Annotated in this window: 20 protein-coding genes; 13 read left to right on the top strand and 7 right to left on the bottom strand. The window is 73.3% G+C overall.

The annotated features are described in order from the left end of the window. Positions 1-64: 64 nt before the first annotated feature. Positions 65-3,310 (top strand): ATP-binding protein, encoded by a 3,246-nt coding sequence (locus tag ABT127_RS07630; RefSeq protein WP_351445640.1) that lies wholly within the window; start codon positions 65-67, stop codon positions 3,308-3,310. A 12-nt stretch (positions 3,311-3,322) separates the two neighbouring features. On the opposite strand, the gene ABT127_RS07625 is transcribed toward ABT127_RS07630, so the two are convergent. The 4 genes from ABT127_RS07625 to ABT127_RS07610 form a co-directional block, all read right to left on the bottom strand. Continuing rightward, a complete protein-coding gene (locus ABT127_RS07625) occupies positions 3,323-4,555 on the bottom strand; it encodes an MFS transporter (protein WP_351445638.1) in 1,233 nt (410 codons plus the stop codon). Between the two features lie 7 nt (positions 4,556-4,562). Then, positions 4,563-5,990, bottom strand: coding sequence for a CitMHS family transporter (locus tag ABT127_RS07620; protein WP_502971655.1), 1,428 nt, complete (start codon positions 5,988-5,990; stop codon positions 4,563-4,565). A gap of 166 nt (positions 5,991-6,156) precedes the next feature. Further along, positions 6,157-6,765 carry a TetR/AcrR family transcriptional regulator gene (locus tag ABT127_RS07615; protein ID WP_351445636.1) on the bottom strand — a complete coding sequence of 203 codons (609 nt, stop codon included), beginning with the start codon at positions 6,763-6,765 and terminating at the stop codon, positions 6,157-6,159. A 21-nt stretch (positions 6,766-6,786) separates the two neighbouring features. Then, positions 6,787-7,299 carry a hypothetical protein gene (locus tag ABT127_RS07610; RefSeq protein ID WP_351445634.1) on the bottom strand — a complete coding sequence of 171 codons (513 nt, stop codon included), beginning with the start codon at positions 7,297-7,299 and terminating at the stop codon, positions 6,787-6,789. A gap of 156 nt (positions 7,300-7,455) precedes the next feature. Between ABT127_RS07610 and hmgA the strand changes: the two genes are divergently transcribed. From hmgA to ABT127_RS07595, 3 genes are all read left to right on the top strand, one after another. Beyond that, a complete protein-coding gene (hmgA, locus tag ABT127_RS07605; protein ID WP_351445632.1) occupies positions 7,456-8,769 on the top strand; it encodes a homogentisate 1,2-dioxygenase in 1,314 nt (437 codons plus the stop codon). A 108-nt stretch (positions 8,770-8,877) separates the two neighbouring features. Continuing rightward, positions 8,878-9,627, top strand: a complete 750-nt coding sequence (locus ABT127_RS07600; protein WP_351445630.1) for a GntR family transcriptional regulator — start codon at positions 8,878-8,880, stop codon at positions 9,625-9,627. Positions 9,628-9,649: 22 nt separating this feature from the next. Continuing rightward, positions 9,650-10,879, top strand: coding sequence for a type ISP restriction/modification enzyme (locus tag ABT127_RS07595; RefSeq protein WP_351445628.1), 1,230 nt, complete (start codon positions 9,650-9,652; stop codon positions 10,877-10,879). Positions 10,880-10,885: 6 nt separating this feature from the next. Here the strand turns inward: ABT127_RS07595 and ABT127_RS07590 are convergent, their stop codons facing one another. Beyond that, on the bottom strand, positions 10,886-11,605 hold the full coding sequence (locus ABT127_RS07590) for a TetR/AcrR family transcriptional regulator (RefSeq protein WP_351445626.1): 720 nt from the start codon (positions 11,603-11,605) through the stop codon (positions 10,886-10,888). 63 nt (positions 11,606-11,668) lie between these two features. Between ABT127_RS07590 and ABT127_RS07585 the strand changes: the two genes are divergently transcribed. Both ABT127_RS07585 and ABT127_RS07580 read left to right on the top strand, forming a co-directional pair. Continuing rightward, on the top strand, positions 11,669-12,643 hold the full coding sequence (locus ABT127_RS07585; RefSeq protein ID WP_351445624.1) for an ATP-binding cassette domain-containing protein: 975 nt from the start codon (positions 11,669-11,671) through the stop codon (positions 12,641-12,643). After that, a complete protein-coding gene (locus ABT127_RS07580; RefSeq protein WP_351445622.1) occupies positions 12,640-13,425 on the top strand; it encodes an ABC transporter permease in 786 nt (261 codons plus the stop codon). Before ABT127_RS07585 ends, ABT127_RS07580 begins: the two co-directional genes overlap by 4 nt. Positions 13,426-13,623: 198 nt before the next feature. Here the strand turns inward: ABT127_RS07580 and ABT127_RS07575 are convergent, their stop codons facing one another. Then, on the bottom strand, positions 13,624-13,896 hold the full coding sequence (locus ABT127_RS07575) for a hypothetical protein (RefSeq protein ID WP_111666157.1): 273 nt from the start codon (positions 13,894-13,896) through the stop codon (positions 13,624-13,626). Positions 13,897-14,507: 611 nt separating this feature from the next. Between ABT127_RS07575 and ABT127_RS07570 the strand changes: the two genes are divergently transcribed. After that, on the top strand, positions 14,508-16,061 hold the full coding sequence (locus ABT127_RS07570; protein ID WP_502971666.1) for a serine/threonine-protein kinase: 1,554 nt from the start codon (positions 14,508-14,510) through the stop codon (positions 16,059-16,061). Positions 16,062-16,083: 22 nt separating this feature from the next. On the opposite strand, the gene ABT127_RS07565 is transcribed toward ABT127_RS07570, so the two are convergent. Then, positions 16,084-16,881, bottom strand: coding sequence for an SGNH/GDSL hydrolase family protein (locus ABT127_RS07565; protein WP_351445618.1), 798 nt, complete (start codon positions 16,879-16,881; stop codon positions 16,084-16,086). Positions 16,882-17,168: 287 nt separating this feature from the next. Between ABT127_RS07565 and ABT127_RS07560 the strand changes: the two genes are divergently transcribed. The 6 genes from ABT127_RS07560 (at position 17,169) to ABT127_RS07535 (ending at position 25,735) form a co-directional block, all read left to right on the top strand. Then, positions 17,169-18,386 carry a S8 family peptidase gene (locus tag ABT127_RS07560; protein WP_351445616.1) on the top strand — a complete coding sequence of 406 codons (1,218 nt, stop codon included), beginning with the start codon at positions 17,169-17,171 and terminating at the stop codon, positions 18,384-18,386. A 193-nt stretch (positions 18,387-18,579) separates the two neighbouring features. After that, positions 18,580-18,960, top strand: coding sequence for a hypothetical protein (locus ABT127_RS07555; protein ID WP_351445614.1), 381 nt, complete (start codon positions 18,580-18,582; stop codon positions 18,958-18,960). Positions 18,961-19,355: 395 nt separating this feature from the next. Continuing rightward, entirely contained in the window at positions 19,356-20,186 is an 831-nt protein-coding gene (locus ABT127_RS07550; RefSeq protein ID WP_351445612.1) for a glycosyltransferase family 2 protein, read from the top strand. Continuing rightward, a complete protein-coding gene (locus tag ABT127_RS07545) occupies positions 20,183-21,229 on the top strand; it encodes a glycosyltransferase family 2 protein (protein ID WP_351445610.1) in 1,047 nt (348 codons plus the stop codon). The genes ABT127_RS07550 and ABT127_RS07545 overlap by 4 nt, the downstream gene beginning before the upstream one ends. Further along, complete coding sequence (locus ABT127_RS07540) at positions 21,226-22,047, top strand: polysaccharide deacetylase family protein (RefSeq protein WP_351445608.1); 822 nt, start codon at positions 21,226-21,228, stop codon at positions 22,045-22,047. Before ABT127_RS07545 ends, ABT127_RS07540 begins: the two co-directional genes overlap by 4 nt. Continuing rightward, on the top strand, positions 22,040-25,735 hold the full coding sequence (locus tag ABT127_RS07535; RefSeq protein ID WP_351445606.1) for a lipopolysaccharide biosynthesis protein: 3,696 nt from the start codon (positions 22,040-22,042) through the stop codon (positions 25,733-25,735). The genes ABT127_RS07540 and ABT127_RS07535 overlap by 8 nt, the downstream gene beginning before the upstream one ends. Positions 25,736-25,760: the final 25 nt, after the last annotated feature.

The following is a 25,760-nucleotide window of genomic DNA, read 5'->3' as shown; positions in this document are numbered from 1 at the left end:
CGGCCGGAACCCCCTGGGCCTCGCCCAGGGGGTTCTCGGTTCGCTCGGTTACAGTTGCGCCCTCATGAACGAGCAGCGGACGGACCGGACCCATGCGGCCACTCCCCTGCTGCGTCTGCACCTTTTCGGCGGTTTCACGGCGACGCGCGACGGCGGCCCGGCACCGGCCGAACGCTGGCCGCGCCCCAGCGCCCGGACCCTGGTGAAGCTGCTCGCCGTCGTCCCCGACCACCGGCTCCACCGCGAACAGGCCATGGACATCTGCTGGCCGGACGCCGACCGGCACTCCGCGACCGGCAGCCTGCGGGTCGCCCTGCACGCCGCGCGCCGCGCCCTCGAACCCGAACTCGCGCCCCGGGCCAGCTCCTCGTACCTGATATCCGACGGCGCCCTGCTGCGCCTCGATCCGGCCACCGTACGGATCGACGCCGACGAGGCCGAGGAGGCGGCGCGGGCCGCGCTCGCCACCCGGGACCCCGGACGACTCGCCGCCGCCCTCGGCCTGTTCACCGGCGACCTGCTCCCCGAGGACCGGTACGCGCACTGGGCCCAGGCGCGGCGCGATCAGCTGGTCGTCCTGCGCGAGGAGGTGCAGCTCGCGCTCGCCGCCGCGCACATGGCGCAGGGTTCCCTCGCCGACGCGGTCACCGCGGCCGAGCGGATCCTGGCCGCGGGCCCGGCGCAGGAGGCCGCCCACCGGATCCTGATGGAGGCGTACCTGCGCCAGGGGCTGCGGCGCCTCGCGGTGCGCCAGTACCACGAGTGCCGGGCGGCGCTCGACGCCGAACTGGGCGTGCGCCCGGGGCCGGAGACCGAGCGGCTGCACCGGCTCGCGCTGACCGACTCGCCCGCCCCCGCGCTGACGCCGCCGTCGCTGCCCGCCCCGCTGCGGGCGCCTGCCGCCGGGCCGCTGCACGGCCGTGACAACGTTATCCACCGGCTGCTCGCCGCCGAAGGACCGCAGGTCACCCTGCTCACCGGCGAGGCGGGCGTCGGCAAGACGAGCCTGGCCGGTGAGGCGGCACGGCGGGCCGCCGCGGCCGGGACCGCCGTGCTGTGGGGCGGCGGGCACGACGCCGAGGGACACACCCCGTACGGGGCGTTCGCCGAGGCCCTCGACGGCTGGCTCGCCGAGTGGGACGCCGGGGAGCGGGCCCGGGTGGGCGCCGAGTATCCCGAACTGGCCGCTTTCCTGCCGTCGTTGGGGCGGGTCGGGGCCGGTGGTGAGCGCGGCCCCGAGGAGGAGCGGGACCGGCTGTTCCGGGCGGCGGGCGCGCTGCTCGGCGAACTCGCCGCCGCCCGCCCGGTCCTGGTCGTCCTCGACGATCTGCACGCCGCCGACGAGGGCTCGTTCCAGTTGCTGAGCCATCTGGCACGGCGGGTGACGGCACTGCGGTTCCTGGTGACGTACCGCGAGGAGGAGCTGCCCGAGGGCGACCCGCGCCGGTCCGCCCTGGCCGCGCTGCGACGGGCCGGGCTCGCCGCCCGCGAGGACGTCACGCGGCTCGGCCGCGACGCCTGCCTGGCCGTGATCCGCGACGCCGGCGCCCCGGCCGAGCGCCTCGACCGGGTCTGGGAACTCTCCCTCGGCAACCCGCTCTTCGCCCTCGAACTCGCCCGCGGGCCGGTCGGCGACGAAGCGCCCGACGGCGTACGGCAGTTGGTGGGCGAGCGGCTCGGGCGGCTCGGCCTGGACACCCGCCGGGTGGTGGAGGCGATCGCCGTCGCGGGCGGCGAGGTCGCGCTGAGCGAACTGCTCGACGTCGCCGAGCACGGGCTGCGGCCGCCCGTGGAGGCGGTGGCCGCGCTGGAGGACGCCATCGGCGCCGCCGTGGTCGAGGAGCGGCAGGTGGTGGTCGCGGGACGGGCCGAGGCGGGACTCGCCTTCCGGCATCCGCTGGTCCGGCTCACCTGCTACGAACAGCTCACGGTCGTCCGCCGCCGCCGGCTCCACGCCGCGTTCGCGCAGACCGTGCTGCGCCGCCGCCCCGACGCCGTCGACACGCTCGCCTCGCACTTCGCGCGCGCCGACGACCCCCGCGCGGCCGAGTATCTGCGCCGGGCCGCCGAGCGGGCCGCCTCCGTCTACGCCAACGACACCGCCGACCGCTACTACCGCGACCTGGTCGCCCGGCTCGACGTGGACGCCGCCCGCGCCCGCCTCGGCCACGCCCAGGTCCTGCGCCGCATGGGGCACTTCGCGCAGGCGGCGGACGTCCTGCGGCTCGCGCTCGCCGAGTTCGTACGGCGGGGCGACCACGACGACACCGTGCTCGCGGCGGCCCGGCTCGCCGAGACCCTCGTCAAGGCCGAGACCCCGGAGGCGGGCCTCGACGTGCTGAACGCCCACCCGCCGGGCGCGGGGACCGGACCCGAACCGGCCGCCACCCACGGCCTCGCCCTCGGGGTCGCCCTCGGTGTGCAGGGCCGGTACGCGGACGGGTACGAGGCCGCCCGGCAGGCCCTCACCGCCGCGCTGCGGGTGCCCGGCCTCACCGGCCAGGGGCTGCAGGCCCGCTGCCACGCGGGGCAGGCCACCAATCTGGCGCTCGCCGGACGCTTCCAGGAGGCCCGCGCCGCCGCCGACCGGGCGCTCGCGCCGGCCGAGTCGTACGGGGACTCGGCGCTGCTCGGCGCCGTGCTGTCGGTGCTGCGGGAGAACGCGCGGCGCGAGGGGCGGCTGCGGGACGCCGTCGGCACCGGGCTGCGGGCGCTGGGGCTCGCCGAGGAGTCGGGGGATCCGACGGCGGCCGCCTTCGAGCGGGCCAATCTGGCCGAACTCCGGCTTCTTCTGGGGGAGCTCGACGCCGCCCGGGAGCTGGCCGAGGCGGCCGTCGCGGGGGTCGACGGCGATGCCACGTGGTCGCTTCCCTATGCGCTGGCCGCGCTGGCCCGGGTCCGGATGCGCACCGGTGGCACGGGGGCGGCGGTGCCGCTGCTCGACCGGGCCGAGCGGGCCGTGGGCATGGACCGGCAGGCCCGTTTCGAGGTCCGCAGCGCCCGTGCCGAACTGGCGCTGCGGGAGGGTGCGCCCGGCCGGGTGCCCGCGCTGGTGTCGGACGCCGAGGCGCCGGTGCTCGCCGCGTGGGCGCATCTGCTGGACGGGCGGCCCGCGGCGGCCCGTCGGATTGCCGGGGCCGAGGTGGAGCGGGCTCGCGCGAGCGGGGAGCGGCTCGCCGAGGTGGATGCCGGTGTCGTGCTCGCCGTCGCCGGGGGCGGCGTACTGGACGGCGTGGCCGAGCTGGCACGGGGGTTGCCGTATCCGGCCGGGTTGTCGGTCGTCGAGCAGCTGACGGCCGGTGGGGGCTGAGGCCTGCGGCCTTCAGGGGCGCGGGGAACTGCGCGACCCGCCACGACGCACCCGCGGCCCACCCCGAACGGGACTCGGCAGACGGGACGGAGTCCCCCCGCGCAGGCCAAGGCCGGCCGCGACGAGGAGCAGGCCGCCCAGCATCACGAACGGCGCCGCCGTGCCGGCCACCCCCGCGACGACTCCGGCCGAGGCCGGCGCCGCCACCTGGCCCAGCCGGTTGCCGGTCAGGCGGAGGGCCAGGGCCGTGGAGCGGGCGTCCGGCGGGGCGGCCTGGACGACCGTCGTCATGGAGAGCGGCTGGCCCACGCCCAGGCAGAACCCCAGCAGCACCAGGATCACCGCCAGCGCCCAGACCGGCACCGGAAGGGCGATCGCCGCGCACAGCAGCGCCGCCAGCAGACACGTCGACGTGATCAGCAGCGCGCGGCCCAGCCAGACGATGAGCGGCGTCATGACCAGGCGGCAGGCGATGGTGGCACCCGCCCGCAGGCTCAGCAGCACCCCGACCACGGCGGGCGCGATGCCCCGGTGCTCGCCGACCACCGGCAGGTACGCCGTGAGGATGTCGGTGGCCGACAGCACGGCGAGGCTGATGAAGATGCCGCCGGGAACACCCCGGGTGCGCAGGATGCGGTGCACCGGCACCCGGGGCGCGCTCGTCCCCGTACGCGAGCCGGACCCCGTGCGGCGGGCCTCGATGCGCCACAGGGAGGTGAGGGCGAACGCGCAGACGGCCGCCGAGATCAGCAGGGCCAGCGCGCTGGTGCCGTCCATGTCGGCGCCGTCGATCACCGCGCCCGCCGCGATCGGCCCGACGAGCTGGCCGAGCGAGGCGCCGATCGTGAAGTGGCCGAAATTGCGGTCCTGTTCGTCGGGGGCCGACTGACGGGCCACGATCGACTGGGCGCCGATGACGAAGCAGAGGTGGCCGAGGCCCATCACACCGCTCCACGCGGCCATCCCGGCAAGGGAGTTCGCGGTGCCGCTGAGCGCACACCCGCCCGCGATGAGGACCACCCCGGCCGGTAGCAGCGGGGCGCAGCGGCCGTGGTCGGTGCGGCGGCCGAGCGGCACGGCGGCGAACAGCGGAAGCAGCGCGTAGACGCCCGCGATGACGCCGACGGCGCGTTCGTCGGCGCCGAGGGCGAGCGCCCGGTAGGAGACGGCGGGACGCGCCATCGACACCGCCCCCTGCGCGAAGCTGAAGGCGATGACGAGGCGCAGCAGCCAGGTACGGCTCATCCGTCGGTCACACGATCCCGAGGAGCAGACCGGCGCCGAGGACGACGAGCGCGGTCAGCGCGGCCCATTTCACGGTGAACCTGGTGTGGTCGCCGAACTCGACCTTCGCCATGCCGACGAGCACGTACACGGCCGGGACGAGCGGGCTGGACATGTGCAGCGGCTGGCCGACGAGGGAGGCGCGGGCGATCTCCAGGGTGGAGACGCCGTGCGCGTTCCCGGCCTCGGCGAGGACCGGCACGATGCCGAAGTAGAAGCCGTCGTTCGACATGAAGTAGGTGAAGGGGATGGAGAGGACGCCGGTGACCAGGGCCATGTGCGGGCCCATCCAGTCGGGGATGCCGCCGACGACCCACTTCGCCATGTGGTCGACCATGCCGGTGCCCTGGAGGACGCCGGTGAAGACGGCGGCGGCGAAGACCATGCCGGAGACGTTGAGGACGTTCTCGGCGTGGGCGCCGATGCGGGCCTTCTGGTCGGGCATGTGCGGGTAGTTGACGGTGAGGGCGAGCGCCGCCGCCAGGATGAACAGGACCGGGATCGGCAGCAGCTCCATGATCATGGCGGTCAGCAGGACGACCGTGAGCAGCGCGTTGAACCAGTAGAGCTTCGGCCGCAGGGTGGGGCGGTGGGGGTCGAGGCCGGTGAACGTCTCGCCGTCCTCGTTCCGGAACGAGGGTGCGGCGCCGGCGGAGCGGTCGCCGCCGCCGGTGCCGGTGCCCGTGCCCGCACCGGCGCCCACGAGGACCTTCTCGTCGGCCGTCTCGGTCACGGTCTCAGTCACGGTCTCGGTGACCCGGTCGAGGGCGTCGAGGGAGAGGTGGCCGAGGCGCTTGCGCTCGCGGCGGCCCAGGACGTACGCGAGGACGAGGACGAAGAGCAGGCCGACGCCGAGCGCGGGGATCATCGGGACGAAGATGTCGGTGGCGTTGAGCTTGAGGGCCGTCGCCGCGCGGGCGGTCGGGCCGCCCCAGGGCAGGGTGTTCATGACGCCGTTGGCGGTCGCCGCGACGCCGGTCATCACGACCAGGCTCATCTTCAGGCGCTTGTACAGCGGGTACATCGCCGAGACAGTGATCATGAACGTGGTGGAGCCGTCGCCGTCCAGGGAGACGATCGCGGCGAGCACGGCGGTGCCGACGACGATGCGGACCGGGTCGGCCTTCGCGAACTTCAGGATGGCGCGCACGATCGGGTCGAAGAGACCGACGTCGATCATCACGCCGAAGTAGACGATCGCGAACATCAGCATGGCGGCGGTGGGGGCCAGGTCGCCGATGCCGGCGATGACGTAGTCACCGAGGTGGGCTCCCTTGCCCACCAGGACGCAGAACAGCGCCGGGATGAGCACGAGCGCCGCGATCGGCGACACCTTCTTCATCATGATCAGCACCAGGAAGGTGGCGATCATGACGAATCCGAGGATCGTCAGCATGAAGGGGGTTCCTAACGTCGTTCGCCCTTGAACTACCGCCCGGGGGTCGGCGGTCAGCGAGACGCTAGGGCCCGTCCGTCAGCGTTAACAAGACGTTGACACGTGAGCAATAAGCGCAAAACTCCAGGTCACGGCTTTGCGTTGCGGTGGGCGGCCTCAGGTGCCCTCAATCGAGGGTCCGGGCCAGATACGCGCGCAGCAGCTCTCTGGTCTCGGTGATGATGCGCGCGTCGCCCGCCGGATCGAGCCGGAACGCGAGCCGCACCAGCGCGTCGGCGGCCTCGACCGCCACCAGGAACGTCCGCCGGAGCGCGTCGTCGGCGGTCCGGCCGAGGTGCGGGGCGAGGAGGTCGGTGAGGGTGTCCGCGACCCGCAGGTTGGGGGCGGAGTCGGGGTCGCCGACCGGGATCTGGGTGCCGAAGTCGACCAGGGAGAAGCCGGGTGCGGTGCGCTTCATGGCGAGGTACTCGTCGAGGATGGCGTCCATCGCGGCGCGCCAGTCGTCCGCCGGGATGGTGCCGAGCCGCCCGGCGACGCGCTCCGCGTAGCGCTCCAGGTTGCGCTGGGCCAGGGCGTCGACCATGGCGCGCTTGTTGGTGAAGAAACGGTAGACCGAGCCGATGGGGACCTCGGCGGCGCCCGCGACGGCCCGCGTGCTCAACTGCTCGTAGCCGACCTCGTCGAGGAGATCGGCGCAGGCGTCGAGGATCCGGCTCAGCCGCTCGGCGCTGCGCTGCTGAACGGGCGTACGGCGCAAGGGGGTCGGATGAGGCATGCCGGTCACCCTACGGCCGACTCACGGAGATGGGGATGCCGTCTCCGCGCCGGACGCGGTGAGGTCGGCGGTGGCCTCGACGGGTTCGCCCTCGACCGCCCAGACGGTGCCGTCGTCGGCGTAGAGCCGGACGGTGACCTTGTGGGTGCCGCGGCTGACGCGGGTGCCGGGCAGCCGGTAGTCGACGGCGCGCAGCAGGGACAGACGGCTGCCGTCCAGGTAGAGCTGGGCGTAGCCGCGGCCCCGCACGGCGCGGGTCGCGGCGTCCTCGGGGCTGAACCGGAAGTTGCGCATCCGGACCCTGACGTCCCAGCCGCCGTCGGGCCGCGGGTCGGGCTGCACGATCAGGCCGACCTCGGGGGCGTCGTCGGCGGGGACCTGACGGTAGCGGCGGCCGTCGGTGTCGGCCGTGTCGAGCACCTTGCCGACCTGGCGCGGGCCGTCGTCGTCGTCACCGCACCCGGCGAGGCCCGTCACGAGGGCGCAGGCGAGGAGGGTGGCGGCGAGGGCGCGGGCCGGGGTCGTCCTGGGCATGCTCGGACAGTAGGCGACCGTTCACGTTTTCGGATCCGTCTCGGGGAGGAGGCCCGCAGGGGGAGATCGAATCCGGCCGGACGGCGTCTTGCGTGTCCGGATCGCGAATCCTACGGTTGAGCATAGGAATGCTGGATGAGGGGCGAGGGAGCAACGATGAGCGGGGACCCACGCACGACGGCCGAGGCCCTGGCCTACCTGACGGGCTTCGGCAACGAACACGCCTCGGAAGCGGCGCCGGGCGCCCTGCCGCAGGGGCGCAACGCACCGCAGCGCGCCCCGCTCGGTCTCTACGCGGAGCAGCTGAGCGGCAGTGCGTTCACCGAGCCCCGCGCGCACAACCGGCGCTCGTGGCTGTACCGGATCCGTCCCTCGGCGGCGCACCCCGAGTTCACGCGCACGGACAACGGCACGGTGCGCACGGCCCCCTTCACCGAGTCGGTCCCCGACCCCAACCGCCGCCGCTGGAACCCGCTGCCCGACCCCGCCCCCGGCACCGACTGGCTGGCGGGCCTGTGGACGCTGGGCGGCAACGGGGACGCGACGCAGCGCACCGGCATGGCCGTGCACCTGTACGCCGCCGACTCCTCGATGACGGACCGGGTGTTCAGCGACGCGGACGGCGAACTCCTGATCGTGCCCGAGCGCGGCGGTCTGCTGCTGCGCACCGAGTTCGGGCTGCTCGCCGCCGGTCCCGGCGAGGTCGCGCTGATCCCGCGCGGGGTGCGCTTCCGGGTGGAGCTGCTCGACGGCAGCGCGCGCGGTTACGTGTGCGAGAACTACGGGGCGCCCTTCCAGCTCCCCGACCTGGGCCCGATCGGCGCCAACGGGCTGGCGAACGCACGGGACTTCAGGGCTCCGGTCGCCGCGTACGAGGACGTCGAGGGGCCGGTCGAGGTGGTGAACAAGTTCTGCGGCAACCTGTGGACCGCGACCTACGACCACTCCCCGCTGGACGTCGTCGCCTGGCACGGCAATCACGTCCCGTACGTGTACGACCTGCGCCGTTTCAACGTCATCGGCTCGATCTCGTACGACCATCCCGACCCGTCGATCTTCACGGTCCTGACCTCGCCGTCGGACACCCCGGGGCTCGCCGGGGTCGACTTCGTCGTCTTCGCGCCGCGGTGGCTGGTGGGCGAGGACACGTTCCGGCCGCCGTACTTCCACCGGAACGTGATGAGCGAGTACATGGGCCTGATCGAGGGGGCCTACGACGCGAAGGCCTCCGGCTTCCTGCCGGGGGGCGGGTCGCTGCACAACATGATGTCGGCCCACGGGCCCGACCGGGAGACGTTCGACAAGGCCAGCGCCGCCGAGCTGGTGCCGCAACGGGTCGACGACGGGCTGGCGTTCATGTTCGAGACGCGGTGGCCCGTGACGGCCACGGCGCAGGCCGCCGGCGCGGGGCACTTGCAGCGGGCCTATGACGATGTATGGCGCGGCTTGGAACGACACTTCCGGGGTTAGGGTGCACGGTTCTTCGTCCGCGGGTGCGTGGGGGCTGGTCGCGGGCGGAGAGGCACCCGCGCCCGGACCGCATTGCACATCCCGTCCCCGACCGATACGGATAAGCCCGTGACGTCATTCGCCCCGGACTCGATCGTCCTGAACCGCAAGCTGCCGCTCTGGTATCAGGTGTCGCAGTCCCTGCGCGCCTCCATACTGGGCCGCTCCCCCCAGGACCCGTTGCGACTGCCCACCGAGGAGCAACTGGCGGGCCACTACGGCGTCTCCGTGCTGACCATGCGGCAGGCCCTGAAGGAGCTGGAGGACGAGGGGCTGATCACCCGGCACCGGCGCCGCGGCACGTTCATCGAGCCGGCGGCCCGGCGGGGCGCCCCGGTACGGCTGCTCGGTTCGGTGGACGCGATCGTGGCGCAGCAGTCCGGCATGACGGCCGAACTCCTCGACCACGGCACCGTCCCGGTACCCGCGGCGCTGGCCGACCACTTCCCGGGCGCGGACCACGTGGCGACGTACCACCGCCTGCGCAGCGACGAGAAGACCGGCGAGCCGACCAACCACGCCCGCAACTACGTCCGGTCCGAACTCGCCGAGCGGGTCGACGTCGCGGATCTGGAGCGCTGGCCGATGACGAAGGTGCTGCGGGACGTCGTGGGGGTGCGCATCACCCGGGTCACGGACTCGGTGGAGGCCCGCCTGGCGGACCCGGAGACGGCCCGGCTGCTCGAAGTACCGCTGCTCAGCCCGATCCTGCACTACACGGGCATCACGTACGACGAGGAGAACCGGGTCCTGGACGTGGCGGTGATCCATTACCGCGGGGACCGCTTCTCGTTCTCGGTGACGCTGGACGCCGACTGATGGGCGGCCGGGGGGACGTACCATGCCGGGCGTGACGAACGACCGGCTCACCGACGTCGACGCCGCCGACGCGCCCGCGCTCCCGGACCTGATGCCGTGGTCCGTGGCGCCGCTGCGCCTGGGCCGCGGCTGGCCCGTGGCGCCGGACGCCGCGTCCCTGAAGGCGCGTTGGGACACGTTCGTCGGCAGTGACCCCGCCCGCCGCGAGACACTCCTGGAGGCGACGCGCAGCCGCACGCTGCACACCGCGGCCGCCCAGCTCCCCGGGATCCGCACGGGCACCGAGCCGCTCGCGCACGCCTCGGGTCCGTGCCCGGAGCCGGTCCGCGTGCTGCACGGCCCGTTCGACGAGCAGTGGCTGATCCCCGACCAGCGCCTGATCGACGCGGCTCGGCCCGAGTTGTGGCGGGTCGCGGACGAGCGGCAGCTGTACCTGGTGGAGCAGGGGCACGTGCCCGACGCGGGCGGTCCCGCCGTGCTGGCCTGCGCCGTGCTGCCCGAGGGCCGCTCCCCCGCGGGCCGCCCCGGCCGGATCCGCCCCCTCTACCGCCGCCCGGGCGCGGCGGAGCCGAACATCGCGCCGGGCCTGCTCCAGCACCTGTCCGGCACGTACGACCACGAGGTCACCGCCGCCGACCTGTTCGCCTGGATCCTGGCCGTGGCCGAACGCGCTGCCGACCGGAGCTGCCGGGTGCCGCTGCCCGTGGACCCCGACGTCTGGCGGCGCGGGGTCGGCCTCGGCCGCCGGATCCTGTGGCTGGAGCGCCGCGGCACGGGCGCCGAGCGCCCCAAGCTGCCCGGCGGCAGACGCCCGTACGTGCGCGCGCCGCTGCCCGACCGGCCCGCCGAACTCGTCTACGACCGCGCGGAGGAGACCCTCCTCGTCGGCGACGGCCGCATCTCCCCCGTCCCCGCGGCGTCCTGGGACTTCCAGGTGAGCGGGGTGCGCGTCCTGGAGCAGTGGTTCGCCCGCCGGACGGCCCCGGCGGAGCCGGGCACCCTGGCGGCGGTCCGCCCGAAGTCCTGGCCGCAGCCCTGGACGTCGGAACTCCTGGAGCTGATCACCGTCCTCGCGCTGCTGGCGGAACTGGGCCCGCAGCGCGACGAACTGACGGCGGAGATCGGCGAGCGGATCACCCCGGCCGAACTGGCCCGGGCCCGCGTCCTCCCGCCGCCCGCCGGCTCCCGCCGCCCGGCCTCGGTCCTGGACCACCAGGAGGAGGGCCCGGGCGGCCAGTTCGCGATCCTGTAGGGGAGGTCACGTGGCGGACGGTTCGGTGAACCCCGCCAAGGTCCTGCGTAGCGCCCGCTCGAACACGGCCTCCAGATCGATGGGCCCGGAGTCCTCGGTGAACGCGGCGGCGAGCCGCGGATACTTCCCGGACGCCACCTGCCCCCCGAGATAGGCGATCCGCACCGCGTTCTCCTGCTCCTCGCTCCACGGCAGCGACCGCGTCCGCTCGGCGGTGGCGATCTCGTTGGCGACGTACGTCGTCACCACGCTCGTCACCGACGCGATCAGCTCCATCTTCGTGCCGTAGGGCAGCTCCAGCGGGTCCAGGCAGGAGAGGCAGTACTCCAGGTACCGCAGCGCGTTCGGGCTGAACCCGTAGACCGGGGACATCAGGCGCGGCATCCAGGGGTGCCGGTGCATCAGGGCCCGTGCCTGCCGGGCGAGCCCGAGGACGTCGGCGCGCCAGTCGCCGCTCGGCTCGGGGTACGCGTACTCGGCGCTGACGGCGTCGACCATCAGCTCGTACAGGTCCTCCTTGCGCGGCACGTAGTTGTACAGCGACATCGTGCCCATGCCGAGCTCACCGGCGACCCGCCGCATGGACACCGCGTCGATGCCCTCCGCGTCGGCGACGCGCACGGCGGCGGCCGCGATGTCGGCCCGGCTGTGCGCGGGCCGTGGGCCCCGTCCGGCGCGCTCGGGGCGCGCCCAGATCACTTCGGGTACGGCCGGTCGGCCCGCCATGGATCATCACCTCGCGCACCATCCTAGTTACGTACGGCGTACGTAGTGCGCTACGGTGGCGCCATGACTTCTACGTACGCTGTACTTAGTGAAGGTCTGGAGAAGCGCTTCGGTTCGGGAGAGAAGGCCGTGCACGCCGTCCGCGGTCTCGATCTCGCCGTGCGGGAGGGCACGGTCTGCGGCCTGCTGGGGCCGAACGGAGCGGGCAAGACGACGGCCGTCCGGCTGTTGACGACCCTGCTGCGGCCGGACGCGGGCACCGCGCGCGTCGCGGGCCACGACGTCACCGCCGACGCGCACGCGGTCCGGCGCCGGATCGGCGTCACGGGGCAGTACGCGTCGGTCGACGGCGACCTCACCGGGCGGGAGAACCTGCGTCTGTTCGCCCGCCTGCTGCGCGCGCCGCGCTCGCGCGCCGACGAACTGATCGAGCGGTTCGGACTCACCGACGCAGCCGCGCGGCCGGTCCGTACGTACTCGGGCGGGATGCGCCGCCGGCTGGACCTGGCCGCGAGCCTGCTCACCCGGCCCGCCGTGCTGTTCCTCGACGAGCCGACGACCGGACTGGACCCGCACAGCAGGGGCGCCGTCTGGGACACGGTCCGCGAGCTGGCCCGCGAGGGCACGACGGTCCTGCTGACCACGCAGTACCTGGACGAGGCCGACCGGCTCGCCGACGACATCGTGCTCATCGACGAGGGCCGCGCCGCCCACAGCGGCACGCCCGCCGAACTGAAGGCGCAGATCGGGCACTACGCCCAGGTGGTGCTGGCGGACGGCGCGGGCGAGGCGGCGCTGCTCGCGGCGGCCGGGGTCCTCGACCACCTCACGGGCGCGCGGCCCGACATGAACCGGGAGCGGCGGACCGTGGGCGCCGTCGTCCTCGATCCGGCCGTCACCCTGCCCCGCGTCGTGCGCGAACTCGACGCCGCCCGCGTGCCGCTGCTGGACGCGACGCTGCGTCCGCCCACCCTCGACGAGGTGTTCCTGCGCCTCACCACCACCCGCACGTCCGTGACCGAGGAGGTCGCCGCATGAGTTCCGCGCTCCTGTACGACGGCACGGCGATGCTCGGACGGCACCTCCAGCGCGTCCGGCACGCCCCGGCGATCCTCGTCATGACGCAGACGATGCCGATCGTGTTCCTGCTGTTCTTCGGGTACGTCTTCGGCAGCGCGCTCGCCCTGCCGGGCGCCGAGTACCGGGCGTTCCTGGTGCCCGGCATGCTGGTGGCGACGGCGGCGAACGGCATCATGACCGGGATGTTCACCGCGGCCCAGGACGCGCACCGCGGGGTGATGGACCGCTTCCGCACCCTGCCGATGAGCCGGGCGGCGGTGCCGCTCGGGCAGGCCGCGGCGGATCTGGTGACGACGGCCGCCGGGCTCGTCCCCCTCGTCCTGGTGGGCCTCGCCATGGGCTGGCGGATCGAGGGCGGGGCCGCGGACGCCTGCGCCGGGTTCGGCCTGCTGCTGCTGTTCCGGTTCGCGGCGACCTGGGTGGGCATCCTGCTCGGGCTCGTCTCCCGCAGCGAGGAGGCGGCGGGGCAGCTGGGCGGCGCGACGTTCATGCTGCCGCTGCTGTCGAACGCCTACATCCCGACCGCCGGGATGCCGGGCTGGGTCCGCACCCTCGCCGAATGGAACTCGATCAGCGCCGTGTCGACGGCCACCCGCGCCCTGTTCGGCAACGCCCCGGTCCCGCACGGCGCCGCCTGGCCGGTGACGCATCCGGTGGCCGGGTCACTGGCCTGGTGCGCGGTCCTGCTGGCCCTGTGCGTGCCGCTCGCCGTCCGCCGGTACACGCACGGCGGTCGGTGAGCGCTCCCGCCAGGAGAGCCCCTCCGGCACGCCGCGCGGCGCACGGGGAACGGAAGAAGCCCCGGGCCCGCACCCGACTCCCCCGCCGGGGCGCCCGCCGCATGCCGTGGGGATGACGGTCGCGGAAATGCGCAGCGGTACGCCGGACGGCGCGGGGGTCGGACACGGGCCCGGGGCCCTTGCTGGACGGGCGGCCGCCTAGTGGCCGCCGAACAGCGAGCGGCGCAGTCGCCGCAGTGGTGCGAAGAGCGAGACCCGCCGCACCCGCGCACGGCTCGTGCTGCGCTCGTCGTGCGCGGCGTCACGCGCGGTCAGCTCCCGCATCAGCGTCGTCGCCTCGGCCGTCTCGCGCTGCGGGACGGCGGGGCCGCCGAGCACCGAGAGATGGCGGTCGAGCCGCGAACTGGTCGCGCTGCTCCCGCAGGTGATCGCAGGCACGCGAGGCCTGCTGCGCACTGTTATCTGTTCCATGTCACTCCCCACCCGTACGAGGGCACTCAGCCCGGGCAGGTTAACCCTATCGCCCCATCGCGACACTCGTGTATCCCGGTCGCAGGATTCACCTCCCCCGTAAGGAGGTTGACGCCCCCTTGCCGGTTACTCTCCGAATCCAACTGAATTCAGGGCGAGTTGGACAAGCGGGGCGCCAGAAGGGCGGTTCGGGGCGCCGCCCGATGCGGCCGTGACCGACAGTGAGGATGCGCCCGAGGTCAAGCCGGAGGCGGGCCACGGCGTGTCGGAGCCATTGTCGGACAGTACTCCCGAGGAACGCGGGGGCGACGCCGGAGCGTCTCCCGCCCCCGGCGACCCGGACGCCCGGCGCGGCGCGAACGTGGGCGATCTCACGTGCCCCCGGCCCGCCGCACGCCGAACCGGTCCCGAGTTCGAGTCGGCCTCCGGGTCCGGATCGGTGCCCGAGGGGGCCGCATCGGCCCCCGGCTGAGCTAGTTTTGTTCTGACTTGTCGTGTTGTCGTGGCGAGTGGGGGCGGCGCCCGTGAACACAGGGCCGGGGAGTGGCGGAAGCAGCGGGCGGGTCGTGGCGGGCCGGTACCGGCTGCGCGACCCGATCGGCGAGGGCGGCATGGGCACCGTGTGGCGGGCCCATGACGACGTGCTCGGGCGCGAGGTGGCCGTGAAGGAGGTGCGGGCCCCCGCGGGTCTGCCGACGGCGGACCGGCACCGGATGTACCAGCGGCTCGAACGGGAGGCCTGGGCCGCCGCACGGATCTCGCACCGCAACGTGATCACGCTGTACGACGTGGCGACGGACGACGAACGCCCGTGGATCGTCATGGAGTTGGTGCGCGGCGTCTCGCTCGCCGACCAGCTCGACGCCGAAGGTCCGATGCCCCCGCAGCGCGCGGCGCACATCGGCGCGGAGGTCCTCGCCGCGCTGCGCGCCGCGCACGGGGCCGGGGTGCTGCACCGCGACGTGAAGCCGGGGAACGTGCTGCTGTCGAACGACGGCCGGATCGTCCTCACCGACTTCGGGATCGCCATGGTGGAGGGGACGCAGGCGCTCACCATGACCGGCGAGGTGATCGGCTCGCCCGAATTCCTCGCCCCGGAGCGGGCGTTGGGGCGGACGCCGGGGCCCGAGTCGGACCTGTGGTCGCTGGGCGTGCTGCTGTACGCGGCGGTGGAGGGTCACTCGCCGTTCCGGCAGGACACCCCGCTGAGCACGCTGCGTGCCGTCGTCGACGAGGAGCTGCCGGCGCCGCGCCGCGCGGGCCCGCTGGCGCCCGTCATCGAGGGCCTGCTGCGCAAGGATCCGGCCGAGCGGACCGGCGCGGAGCGGGCCGAGCACGATCTGCGGATCGTCGGCGCGGGCGGCACGCTGCGCGCGGATCCGGTGCGGGCGACGCCGATGTCGTCGATGCCGACGGTGACGTCGGCGCCCACCCCGCCGCTGCCCCTGCCCGCGCCCGCCCTGTCCTCCTCGCCCTCGGCGGGCACCACCTCGGCGGTCCCGGCGGACACCGGCGGACGCGACGCCCGCCGCACCTCGCTCGCCCTGATGGCCGGCCTCGTGATCCTGCTGCTGGCGCTCGGCGGAGTGACGTACACACTGCTCCACCGGGACGGCGGTGACGGTGGTGACGGCGGGAGTTCGTCGACCGGCGGCAACAGCGCGGGCACGACGGGCGGCGCAAGTCCGAGCGCGAGTACGAGTGCGAGCGCGTCGAAGTCCTACGGCGGCAGCGCGTCGTCCGGCCACGGGAGCGGGAGCGGCGGTCACACGACGACGCCCGCCCAGTCGGTGCGGGTCAGCGTCTCGGCGGTCCGCGGCAGCTACTCGGGGGCCTGCCCGCCGCCGGGTGCCGCGGCTCCGGCCTTCACGGCGACGATCACAGTGGGGCGCACCCCGGCCACGGTCGAGTACCGGTGGGTGACGAGGAGCGGCCGGCCGTCGGACCCGGGCTGGAAGACCCTGGACTTCGGCTCGGGCGGCGCGAAGAGCCGTACGGTGAGCACCACGGAGACGCAGTACGAGACCGGCGCCACGCTGCACAACGAGATCGGTGTGGAGGTGCGCAGCCCGGTCGCGGCGAGCTCCAACTACGTGGCCTACGCGGTGACGTGCGAGGTGGTGACCCCCTCCACGGGAGCCACCACCGCTTCACCCTCGCCGTGAGGCGCCGCTCACCGGGTTCGGCTCACGCGTTGGACGTGAACACGGGCAGATAGCCGCCGGACTGTCCGGCGGCCGTCGGGTGGTACGACTCGCCGATGTTGGTCCAGTTGACGCTGTGCAGCCAGGAGTTGCCGGAGCAGATCTCGTGCCCGGAGAACGCCGTCCGCACGTCGCCGAAGGTGAAGCCGTGGTCGGCCACGCGCTTGGCGATGGTGGTGTTGAGCAGGTCGGAGGCGCTGTTGATGGCGGTCCGCTCGTTCTCGGACAGGCCCGCGATACAGCTGCCGCCGAGCTTGTAGAAGCGGGGGTAGCCGATGACCACGACATGGGCGGCCGGGGCCTTGGCGCGGATCGCGTCGTAGACCTTGTCGAGGTTGCCGGGCAGCGTCGACGTGACGTACGCACGAGCCGTGTTGATGCGGTTCAGGCACGTCGCCTCGGACTGGAGCACACAGGTGGTCATGACGTCGGCGAAGCCCGCGTCGTTGCCGCCGATGCTGAGGGAGACCAGGCCGGTGCCGGTGCCGAGCGGGGCGAGCTGGCCGGAGATGACATCACCCGTACGGGCACCCGAGCACGCGGTGAAGTTGAAGCTGGAGGGTGAGTGGGCGGCCGCCCACAGGGCCGGATAGGCCTTGGTGGAGCGCTTGCAGTCGCCGCTCTCGCTGGTGTAGCTGCCGGAGCCGACTCCCGAGGAGTAGGAGTCGCCGAGCGCCACATAGCCGGTGGCGGCGGCCTGCGCGTCCGTCGCCCCGGTGAGGGCGACGCCGGCCGCGAAGAGGAACGACGTCATGAATGCCGTAAGTCGGAAACGTCTCATGGAACCTCCCTTAGCAGGATTTCTGCCACATCTGTGGTAGCACGCCACAGAGTTACCGGGAAGTACCCCTGACGGACATTCACCGGCCGTTCAATTGCAGGTACATGTCAGGGTTGTGACATACCCTCAGATTCCTTGAGCTACGCCCGTAGACGGCCCCAGTCTGCTGAGCGGGCCCGGACGGAGTACCCCGATCCCGACGGCCCGTGTGCGCCACCCAGCGCACACCCCCCACTGACGCGCGCCCTGCTTCGGCACGCGTCGCCCATGAGGAGGACTCCCTCGTAATGGCACTCTCCAAAGCACTGGTGACCGCGGCCGCCTCGACCGCGGCGGCCGTCGGCCTGCTCGGCTCGCTCACCGCACTGCCCGCCCAGGCCGCCACCCCGGCCACCGGCACGGTCCTCGCGGCAGGCTCGGCCGAGGCCGTCGACGGCAGCTACATCGTCACGCTCAAGAAGCCCGCACAGAGCCCGGCGGGCCTCACGGCCGCGTCCGCGGACGGCAGGAGCCTGATATCCGAGCACGGCGGCGCGGTGCAGAAGACGTACCGCGGCGCGCTCAACGGCTATGCGGTGAAGGGACTTTCGGCCACCCAGGCCGCGAAACTCGCGGCCGATCCGGCGGTGGCGTCCGTCGAGCAGAACCAGCGGGTGCACGTGGACGCCACCCAGACCAGCGCGCCCTGGGGTCTGGACCGCATCGACCAGTCGGCCCTGCCGCTCTCCGGCACGTACACCTACCCGGACTCGGCGGGCGGCGGCGTGACGGCGTACGTCATCGACACCGGCGTGCGGATCACCCACTCCCAGATCAGCGGCCGCGCCTCGAACGGCTACGACGCCGTCGACAACGACAGCGTCGCGCAGGACGGCAACGGCCACGGCACCCATGTGGCCACCACCATCGCGGGCACCACCTACGGCGTCGCCAAGAAGGCGAAGATCGTGGCGGTGCGCGTGCTCGACAACAACGGATCGGGCACGACCGCGGGCGTCATCGCCGGCATCGACTGGGTCACCACCCACCACAGCGGCCCGTCGGTCGCCAACCTGTCGCTCGGCGGCGGCACCAGCACCGCGCTGGACACGGCGGTGCGCAACTCCATCTCCAGCGGCGTCACGTACGCGGTCGCGGCCGGCAACTCCGGTGCGAACGCCTCCACCTCGTCCCCCGCCCGGGTCACCCAGGCCATCACCGTCGGCGCCACGAGCAACACCGACGCGAAGGCCAGCTGGTCCAACTACGGTTCCGTACTGGACCTGTTCGCACCCGGCGTGTCGATCACGGCGGGCTGGAACACCAGCGACACCGCGACCAACACCATCTCCGGCACCTCGATGGCCACGCCGCACGTCGCGGGCGCGGCCGCGGTCTATCTGGCGGGCCACACCTCCGCCACGCCCGCCCAGGTCGCCTCGGCGCTGGTCAACGGGGCCACGTCCGGGGTCGTCACCAGCCCCGGCAGCGGCTCGCCGAACAAGCTGCTGAAGATCGTCCCGTAACGACCCGGGGACTCACCAGGCGGTACTGACAGCCGCCGTCGATCCGCCGGTGGGACGAAACGGTTCCCCGGAGGCGCCCGTCGCCTCCGGGGAATTTTCCATGACCCCGCCGCCCCAGGACGCGTCTTGACGCCGCCCCGCCGCTGCGCGACATTGAGGTCCGGCATCCGGCGCTTCGGGGGGCAAGTCGCCCATGCGGACCATAAAGTTCAAGCCGCCATCAACCGGCGACGGACCGCACCTGCTCCTGGGGGCGGGCGCGGTCGCGGCGGGCGCGGGGCTGGTGCTCGCGCTCACCCACGCCGGCTCACCACTGCGCGGACCGCTCACTCTCTTCTTCCTGCTGGCCGCGCCCGGCTCCGCGTTCGCCGCGGCCCTGCGCGGCCTCGACCCGGGGGCGCGGTTCCTCGTCTCGGGCGCCGGCGCGGTCTGCGTCGTGGTCCTGGTCGCCCAGACCATGCTCGCCACGCACCACTGGTCGGCCGACGGCGGAGTCGTCGCGGTGGGCGCACTCACCGCGGCCGCGTTCCTGCTTCAGCTCGCCCTCCGCAAAGGGAGACACAAACTCCGCTAGTGGGGCGTTAGTTGAAATTAAGGACAGAACGACAAAAACATGGTTTCTCATTTCAGGCCTTGCCATACGGTCTCAATCATCAATACCGTCTTACATCTACCCGCATCGGTCCATCACGTACGGCGGTCCAGGGGAGGGCTCAGGATCGCCACGGACCCGGCGCGGGGCGCGGTAGGGGGGTGCCGTGCTCGGTGATTCGCTTGTTCCTGCGTGGTGGGTCGTCGAGTCGCGTGCCGCGCGACCGGTCCGTTCGACCGGTGTCTATTGCCAGCTCACCCGGCCCGTACGGAGAGCCGTTCCGGCCTGGCCGTAAGTGAGAACCCCCCTTTCGAACCGGACACACAGCCGGACCGCCCGAGGGGTGGGCGGTCCACCGGACGAGAGGGACCAGACTCATGAGCAGTTCCGTGGTGCGCCCGGCCGCACCGGACGACGGGACCACGCCGGCCGACTTACCCGCCCGGTACCGGGCGATCTCCACCCACCTGGCCATCGCACCACGGGTGAGCGTGGTCATTCCCGCCATGAACGAGGCGGAGAACCTGCCCTACGTCTTCCGGACACTGCCGGAGTGGATCCACGAGGTCGTCCTCGTGGACGGCGACTCCACCGACGACACCGTGCAGGTGGCCCGGGTGCTGCGGCCGGACGTGGTGGTGGTGCCGCAGCGCGGCAAGGGCAAGGGGGACGCCCTGATCACCGGTTTCCAGGCCTGCTCGGGCGACATCATCGTGATGGTCGACGCGGACGGCTCGGCGGACGGACAGGAGATCGTCAGTTATGTGTCGGCGCTGGTGTCGGGCGCCGACTTCGCCAAGGGCTCCCGGTTCGCCAACGGCGGGGGCACGGACGACATGACGCCCGTGCGCAAGCTGGGCAACTGGGCGCTGTGCACGGCCGTGAACGCCAAGTTCGGCGCCCGCTACACCGACCTCTGCTACGGCTACAACGCGTTCTGGCGGCACTGCCTCGACGAGATCGACCTCGACTGCACCGGCTTCGAGGTGGAGACCCTGATGAACATCCGGGTCGTCAAGGCGGGCCTGAAGGTCCAGGAGATCCCCAGCCACGAGTACCTGCGCATCCACGGAGCGAGCAATCTGCGTGCCGTGCGGGACGGGCTCCGGGTGCTGAAGGTGATCCTCAAGGAGCGGTCGAACCGGCGCGCCCTGCGGGTCGGGACCGCCGCCGCGAAGCCGGCGCTCGCGCGGGGAGAAGGGGCGTGACGGCGCCCCGGAGCACGGGGCCGTCGGCCTCGGTCGTCATCTGCGTCTACACCGAGGACCGCTGGAGCGACATCCTCGCCGCCGTCGACTCGGTGCGCGCGCAGTCCCGGCCCGCCCTGGAGACGCTGCTCGTCGTCGACCACAACCCGGCGCTGCTCGACCGCCTCACCCGCGAGTACAAGGAGGCGACCGAGCTCAGGGTCCTCGCCAACCAGGGACCGCGCGGCCTGTCCGCCGGGCGGAACACCGGGATCGCCGCCTCGTACGGGGAGATCGTCGCGTTCCTCGACGACGACGCGGTCGCGGAGCGGGACTGGCTGCACTGGTTCGCCGAGGGGTACGCCGATCCGAGGGTGCTGGCCGTCGGCGGGCGCACCGAGCCGATCTGGGCGTCGGGGCGAAGGCCCGTGTGGTTCCCCGAGGAGTTCGACTGGGTGGTGGGCTGTGCGTACAAGGGGCTGCCGCACGGCCGGGCCCAGGTGCGCAACGTGCTGGGCGGCAACGCCTCGTTCCGGCGCACCGCCTTCGACGCGGTGGGCGGGTTCGCCACCGGCATCGGCCGCGACGGCGACAAGCGGCCGCTGGGCTGCGAGGAGACGGAGCTGTGCATCCGGCTGTCCCGCGCGCGGCCGGACGCGGTGCTGCTCCTCGACGACCGCGCGGTGATCCACCACCGGGTACCGGCCGCGCGGGAACGGTTCGCCTACTTCCGCACCCGCACCTACGCCGAAGGCCTGTCGAAGGCGCTGGTCGCACGAAGTGTCGGCGTCGGCAAAGGACTTGAGAGCGAGCGCGCCTACGCGAGCCGGGTCCTCCCGGCCGGAGTGGCGCGCGGGGTGCGCGACATCGCGCTCGGCCGGGCCGGTGGGGCGAGACGGGCCGGAGCCATCGTGGCCGGGATGGCGGCGGCGGCCGGCGGATACGTTCTCGGGAGCCTGCGGGCGCGGGGCGGGAGTGCCGCGCCGTTCACCGTCGTGGCGACCGGCCGGGGCGACCGGGACGACGGGGACGACGGGGACGACGCTTGGGGGGAGGCGGCATGAGCGAGCGGGCACGGACGGCGGACGGGGCGCCCGTCCCGATCCTGATGTACCACTCGGTCGCCCGGGAGCCGAGCGCGAGGACGCGCGGCCTCTCGGTCTCCCCCAGCCGGTTCGCGGAGCAGATGGAGGTGCTCGCCGATCACCGGTGCACCGTGCTGACCACCGCAGAGCTCGCCGCGATCTGGCGCGCCGGCCGGGCGCTGCCCGACCGGCCCGTGCTGATCACCTTCGACGACGGCTACGAGGGCGTGCACCGGCACGCCCTGCCGGTCCTCGCCCGGCACGGCTTCGCCGCCACCCTGTTCGTCTCGACGGGGTGGCTGCGGGGTGCGCACGACATCGGCGGCGGGCTCGACACGATGCTCGACTGGGACCAGGTGCGGGCGCTCGCCGGGCAGGGCGTGGAGATCGGCGGGCACAGTCATACGCATCCCCAGCTCGATCAGATCCCGGACGACGACCTGGAGTTCGAGCTGCGGATCTGCCGGGAGATCGTGACGGACGAGCTGGGCGTCGCGCCCGTCTCCTTCGCGTACCCGTACGGTCACTCCGACCGGCGGGTGCGCGGGGCCGTGCGCGCGGCCGGCTTCGCCCAGTCGCTCGCCGTCGGCAACGGACTGGCCAGGCGCCGGCAGGGCCCGTACGCCCTGCGGCGCGTCACCGTGCGCCGCTCCACCGGCGCGGCCGAGTTCGAGCGGCTCGTCGAGGGCCGCGCGATCGGCCGCACCTTCGCCACGGACCATGCCCTCACGAAGGGGTACGCCGTGGTCCGCAGAGCCCGACAGGCCCGCCGGAAGGCGGCCCGTATCCGTGTCTGACGCGACGACGACCACCACCGAGGCCGGACCGGCCGCCACCGCCGAGCCCCCGTCGCCGCCCCGCCGCAGACTCAGGCTGCCCGGCTGGGGCAGGAGCAGGAAGGGCACATCGGGCGGCACGGGGTCAGGGGACGGTGACCAACTGCTCCGCAACGCCTATGCGCTGATGCTGAACACCGGCATCTCGGGCGTGCTCGGCGTCGGCTTCTGGCTGGCCGCCGCGCACTACTACACGGCGGACGCGGTCGGTCAGGGCTCGGCCGCGATCGCGGCGATGAAGTTCCTCGCGGGGCTCATGGCCGTGACGCTGACCGGGGCCCTGGCCCGCTTCATCCCGGTCGCCGGGCGCGGCACGGGGCGGCTCATCTTCCGTACGTACGCGGGGAGTGCGCTGGCGGTGGCGTGCGCCGCGCTGGTCTTCCTGCTGACCCTGGACGCGTGGGGCCCCTCGTACCGCTTCCTGCACGGGCCGGTCAACGGTCTGGGGTTCGTCGCGGCCGTCGTCGCCTGGGCGCTGCTCACCTTGCAGGACGGCGTGCTGACCGGGCTGCGCAGCGCGCTGTGGGTGCCGGTGGGCAACACCGTGTTCTCGCTGGTGAAGCTCGCGCTGCTGGTCGCGTTCGCGGCGGCGCTCACGACGACCGGGGTGTTCGTGTCCTGGGTCGTCGCGATCGCGTTCTCGCTGGTCCCGCTGGGCCGGCTGGTCTTCCGCCGGCTGGTGCCCCGGCACGTCGAGGCGACCGACGGGAGGACGGATCCGCCGACGCTGCGGCAGATGGGCCGGTTCGTCGCCGGCGACTCCACCGGTTCGCTGTTCTCGCTCGCCGTCGTGTCCCTCGTGCCCGTCGTCATCGCCTCGCAGGTCAGCTCCGCCGACAACGCGTACTTCTACATCGCCGCCACCATCGGCGGCACCATCAACCTGCTGGCCGTCAACATGGGCGCCTCGCTGACGGTGGAGAGCGCGCACGACCCGGCGCGGCTCGCCGCCAACACCCGGGCGGCGCTGCGCCGGATGGCCGGCATCATGATCCCGGTCTGCGTCCTGCTGTTCGCGCTCGCGCCGTACGTCCTTCATGTCTTCGGCGCGGCCTACGCGGACGCGGCGACACCGCTGCTGCGCTGGTTCGCCGTGGGCGCGGCCCTGCGGGTGGTCATGGAGACGTACTTCGCCGTGCTGCGGGCGCAGAGCAGGACCGCGGGACTCGCCTGGCTGCAGGGCCTGTTGTGCGTGCTGGTGCTCGGTCTGACGTTGCTGCTGCTGCCGCGGCTGGGGCTGGCCGGGGCGGGCGTCGCGGAGGTCTCCTCGCTCGCGGTGATCATGACGATCGCGGCGCCGAGGCTGTGGCGCGTGGTGCGCGCCGCGCCCGTGGCGCCGCCCTCGGACAGCATGGCCCCCGACGGCGACCTCGCCGACCTCGGGACGCCGAGGGCACCGGCGCGCCGGGCGGACCGGCAGGGCCCCAAGGAGGCGCTGCGCGGCGCGATGGACTCGGACACGCTGCAACTCGCGGTCCAGCTCAACCTGGACCACCAGGAGCGGCGGCCCGATGTGCGGCCGGGCCCGGTGCCCCCGCCGCGCGGGGCGCCCGCGCCGGACTCCGGGGGCGGCGCCACGCCGGGCCCGGAGCCCGGCCCGCGGGCCGCCCGGACCGGGCCGCGGCGCGCCCGGCTCACCCCGTCCGTGGCCGTTCTGGCGCTGCTGCTGGTCGCCGGGCTCGGCCTGTACTGGGGTCCGGTCCTCGCGATGAGCGACGCCGATCTGGACGGCATGGGCGGACTCGGCCTGATCTCGGTCCTCTCCCCCGTGACGCTGCTCGGCGGCGCGCTGCTCATCGGCGTCTTCGCGTCACTGCTGTGGCTCGACCGCCCGCACACCTGGCTGCTGGCGGCGACGCTGCTCGCCACGGTGGTGTCGCTGCACGCGCTGCCCGCCGTCGTCGAGGCGCAGCCGCGCTTCGCGACCGCGTGGCAGCACCTGGGCTTCCTGGACTACATCGACCGCACGGGCTCGGCGGTGCCGGATCTCGACGCCCGCTGGAGCTGGCCCGGCTTCTTCGCGGCGGCCGCCTTCGTCGCCCGGGCGTGCGGGATCAGCGATCTCGGTGAGGTCGTCCGCTGGTGGCCGATGACGGTCCAGCTGCTCTGTCTGGCGCCGATGATCCTGCTGCTGCGCTCGCTGCGGGCGAGCTGGAAGGCCAAGTGGACCGGCCTGTGGATCTTCGTGCTGAGCGGCTGGGTGGGCCAGGACTACTTCTCGCCGCAGAGCTTCACGTATCTGCTCTATCTGATGTTCGTGGCGATCCTGCTGGTCTGGTTCCGGGCGCCCCGCATGCTGTGGACCGAGCACCGCCCGGGCGAGACGGAGGTCGAGCCGGCGGACCGCCGCCGGCGCGCCGTGCTGCTCGTCGTGCTGATCGCGCTGTTCGTCGCGACGGTCCCCGCGCACCAGCTGACGCCGTTCATGATGCTGGGGGTGCTCGCCGGCCTGGTCCTGGCCGGCCGGTCCGAACTGCGCGGCCTGCCGCTGCTGTTCGGGGTGATCGCCGTCGTCTGGCTGGGCTTCCTCGCCGAGCCGTACTGGTCGGGTCACTTCGACGACCTGTTCGGCGGGATCGGCGGGGTGGGCGGCAATGTCTCGGCCTCGGTCTCCGGCCGCATCCAGGGCGGCAGTTCGACCCACAAGCTGGTGCTGTACACCCGGGTGCTGCTGGCGGCCGGGCTCCTGGCGTTCGCCTGCTTCGGCTGGTGGCGGCGCCACGACTGGAAGTACCGCGAGCGCTCGCTGATCGTGCTGACCTTCGTGCCGTTCCTCGGCTTCGGCATGCAGTCGTACGGCGGGGAGATGGCGCTGCGGGTCTTCCTGTTCGCGCTGCCCGGCGCCGCGCTCCTGTCGGGCCTCGCGCTGTTCCCGCGGACCGGCGTCACCATGAAGGAACGCGACAGGGACGGGATCACCCTGGCCCCCCTGGCGGCGCTCCTTGCGGGCCTGCTGCTGTTCGGCGGCTTCCTCGTGGCCCGCTGGGGCAACGAGCCGTTCGAACGGGTCAGGACCGGCGAGGTCGCGGCGATGGACTACGTCTACGCCCACGACCGGCCGACCGTACGGCTGCTGTGGCTGAGCGACGACACCGTCGACGACGTCACGCCCTCGCTGCCGTGGGGCGCGCGCGACATGGAGCGGGTCCAGTACGTACCGGCGCCGGCGCCCGTCGACCCGGTGCTGGTCGGCGGTCTCGTGAAGGCGCTCAAGGACGCGGGCCCGAACTCGTATCTGATGATCAACAAGAGCCAGGTCGTCTATCTGCGGCTCGACACCGGCCGCTCGGCGGCCTGGGCCGCGCGTCTGGCCCAGAACCTGGACCGGCGTACGGAGTTGGAGAAGGCCTATGCCAACGCCGACGTGACCCTGTACCGGCTGCGCACCCCGCCGTCCGGCGCGGTCGAGGAGCCGAGTCCGGGCCCGGCCGGCCCGCGGATCACCTGGACGCCGTGGTCGGTGGTGGGCGCGCTGGCCGCGCTGATCCTGATCGTGCTGCTCACGGCGCGCGAGGTGATCCGGGTGGTGACGCCGCCGAGCGTGCGGCGGCTGCGCCGGCTGCAGAGCACGTTCTGGTTCTCGCTGCCGCTGCTCGCGGTGGTGGTGGCGTCGCTGATCCAGCGGTTCCTCACGATGGGGCTGAACTGACGGGAGGCGCCGGCACCGCTCGCCC

The organism is Streptomyces sp. NPDC001904, assembly GCF_040297005.1.
GTDB lineage: Bacteria > Actinomycetota > Actinomycetes > Streptomycetales > Streptomycetaceae > Streptomyces.
This window is presented reverse-complemented; position numbering and strand designations above follow the sequence as displayed.

What these genes read in the sequence shown, in the direction of transcription:
- ABT127_RS07625 (WP_351445638.1), bottom strand. Translation starts at nt 4,555, where the DNA reads ATGAGCCGTACCTGGCTGCTGCGCCTCGTCATCGCCTTCAGCTTCGCG.
- ABT127_RS07630 (WP_351445640.1), top strand. Translation starts at nt 65, where the DNA reads ATGAACGAGCAGCGGACGGACCGGACCCATGCGGCCACTCCCCTGCTG.
- ABT127_RS07560 (WP_351445616.1), top strand. Translation starts at nt 17,169, where the DNA reads ATGGCACTCTCCAAAGCACTGGTGACCGCGGCCGCCTCGACCGCGGCG.
- ABT127_RS07585 (WP_351445624.1), top strand. Translation starts at nt 11,669, where the DNA reads ATGACTTCTACGTACGCTGTACTTAGTGAAGGTCTGGAGAAGCGCTTC.
- ABT127_RS07550 (WP_351445612.1), top strand. Translation starts at nt 19,356, where the DNA reads ATGAGCAGTTCCGTGGTGCGCCCGGCCGCACCGGACGACGGGACCACG.
- ABT127_RS07555 (WP_351445614.1), top strand. Translation starts at nt 18,580, where the DNA reads ATGCGGACCATAAAGTTCAAGCCGCCATCAACCGGCGACGGACCGCAC.
- ABT127_RS07620 (WP_502971655.1), bottom strand. Translation starts at nt 5,990, where the DNA reads ATGCTGACGATCCTCGGATTCGTCATGATCGCCACCTTCCTGGTGCTG.
- hmgA (WP_351445632.1), top strand. Translation starts at nt 7,456, where the DNA reads ATGAGCGGGGACCCACGCACGACGGCCGAGGCCCTGGCCTACCTGACG.
- ABT127_RS07570 (WP_502971666.1), top strand. Translation starts at nt 14,508, where the DNA reads ATGGGCACCGTGTGGCGGGCCCATGACGACGTGCTCGGGCGCGAGGTG.
- ABT127_RS07595 (WP_351445628.1), top strand. Translation starts at nt 9,650, where the DNA reads ATGCCGGGCGTGACGAACGACCGGCTCACCGACGTCGACGCCGCCGAC.
- ABT127_RS07540 (WP_351445608.1), top strand. Translation starts at nt 21,226, where the DNA reads ATGAGCGAGCGGGCACGGACGGCGGACGGGGCGCCCGTCCCGATCCTG.
- ABT127_RS07610 (WP_351445634.1), bottom strand. Translation starts at nt 7,299, where the DNA reads ATGCCCAGGACGACCCCGGCCCGCGCCCTCGCCGCCACCCTCCTCGCC.
- ABT127_RS07590 (WP_351445626.1), bottom strand. Translation starts at nt 11,605, where the DNA reads ATGGCGGGCCGACCGGCCGTACCCGAAGTGATCTGGGCGCGCCCCGAG.
- ABT127_RS07575 (WP_111666157.1), bottom strand. Translation starts at nt 13,896, where the DNA reads ATGGAACAGATAACAGTGCGCAGCAGGCCTCGCGTGCCTGCGATCACC.
- ABT127_RS07565 (WP_351445618.1), bottom strand. Translation starts at nt 16,881, where the DNA reads ATGAGACGTTTCCGACTTACGGCATTCATGACGTCGTTCCTCTTCGCG.
- ABT127_RS07580 (WP_351445622.1), top strand. Translation starts at nt 12,640, where the DNA reads ATGAGTTCCGCGCTCCTGTACGACGGCACGGCGATGCTCGGACGGCAC.
- ABT127_RS07615 (WP_351445636.1), bottom strand. Translation starts at nt 6,765, where the DNA reads ATGCCTCATCCGACCCCCTTGCGCCGTACGCCCGTTCAGCAGCGCAGC.